The organism is Pseudomonas sp., from assembly GCF_050739655.1.
GTDB lineage: Bacteria > Pseudomonadota > Gammaproteobacteria > Pseudomonadales > Pseudomonadaceae > Aquipseudomonas.
On record NZ_JBOIBY010000210.1, the window covers coordinates 1 to 1,831 of the forward strand.

The 1,831-nt window shown below is 58.3% G+C and carries 1 protein-coding gene; it reads left to right on the forward strand.

The window, feature by feature from the left end:
- The coding region (locus ACRESJ_RS10370; protein WP_431757819.1) for a 2-oxoglutarate dehydrogenase E1 component at positions 1-1,733 on the forward strand (1,733 nt) is incomplete at its 5' end.
- Between the last annotated feature and the right edge of the window lie 98 nt (positions 1,734-1,831).

The following is a 1,831-nucleotide window of genomic DNA, read 5'->3' on the forward strand; positions in this document are numbered from 1 at the left end:
CCGGTCAAGGCGTGGTCATGGAAACCTTCCAGATGTCGCAGACCCGCGGTTTCAAGACCGGCGGTACCGTGCACATCGTGATCAACAACCAGGTTGGTTTCACCATCAGCAACCCGCTGGACTCGCGCTCCACCGAGTACGCCACCGACGTCGCGAAAATGATCCAGGCGCCGATCCTCCATGTGAATGGCGATGATCCGGAAGCTGTATTGTTCGTGACCCAACTGGCTATCGACTATCGCATGCAGTTCAAGCGTGACGTGGTGATCGATCTGGTCTGCTACCGTCGTCGTGGCCACAACGAAGCTGACGAACCAAGCGGCACCCAGCCAATCATGTATCAGCAGATCACCAAACAGCGCACCACCCGTGAGCTGTATGCCGATCGTCTGACCCAGAGCGGTGTGCTCGACGCTGAGCGTGTTCAGGCGAAAGTCGACGAATACCGTAACGCGCTGGACAACGGTCTGCACGTAGTGAAAAGCCTGGTCAAAGAGCCGAACAAAGAGTTGTTCGTGGACTGGCGTCCGTATCTGGGCCACGCCTGGACCGCGCGTCACGACACTCGCTTCGACCTCAAGACCTTGCAGGAACTGTCCGCCAAGCTGCTGGAAATCCCGGAAGGCTTCGTGGTTCAGCGCCAGGTTGCGAAGATCTACGAAGACCGTCAGAAGATGCAAGCCGGCGGCCTGCCGATCAACTGGGGTTACGCCGAAACCATGGCGTACGCGACCCTGGCGTTCGAAGGTCACCCGATCCGCATGACCGGCCAGGACATCGGCCGCGGTACGTTCTCGCACCGTCACGCTGTGCTGCACAACCAGAAAGACGCGGGCACCTACATCCCGCTGCAAAACCTGTACGACGGCCAGCCACGTTTCGACCTGTACGATTCGTTCCTGTCCGAAGAAGCCGTACTGGCGTTCGAATACGGTTATTCGACTACCACGCCAGACGCGCTGGTTATCTGGGAAGCCCAGTTCGGCGACTTCGCCAACGGTGCCCAGGTGGTGATCGACCAGTTCATCACCAGTGGCGAGCACAAGTGGGGCCGTTTGTGCGGTCTGACCATGCTGCTGCCGCACGGTTATGAAGGTCAGGGGCCGGAGCACTCCTCGGCTCGTCTGGAGCGTTACCTGCAGCTGTGCGCCGAGCACAACATTCAGGTTGCGGTACCGACTACGCCAGCTCAGATCTACCACTTGCTGCGTCGCCAGGTGATTCGTCCGCTGCGCAAGCCATTGATCGTGCTGACTCCGAAGTCGCTGCTGCGTCACAAGCTGGCCATCTCGACACTGGAAGATCTGGCCGAAGGTTCGTTCCAGACCGTTATCCCGGAAATCGATGCCCAAGACCCGACAAAGGTCGAGCGTGTTGTCCTGTGTAGCGGCAAGGTCTACTACGACCTGCTGGAAAAACGCCGTGCCGAAGGCCGTGAAGATATCGCCATCGTGCGTATCGAGCAGCTGTACCCATTCCCTGAGGACGACTTGAAAGAAGTCCTGGCTCCTTACACCAACGTCAAAGCTGCCGTTTGGTGCCAGGAAGAGCCGATGAACCAGGGTGCGTGGTACTGCAGCCAACACCACATGCGCCGTAGCATCAGCAACCTCAACAAGTCTCTCGTACTTGAGTACGCGGGCCGTGAGGCTTCTGCCGCACCTGCATGCGGTTACGCATCGATGCACGCTGAGCAGCAGGAAAAACTGCTGCAAGACGCCTTTACTGTTTAACGCCTTCGCGCACCTGAAACCGAATTTAAGGAACCACAGATAATGGCTATCGAGATCAAAGCCCCCACTTTCCCGGAATCGGTTGCCGATGGCACCGT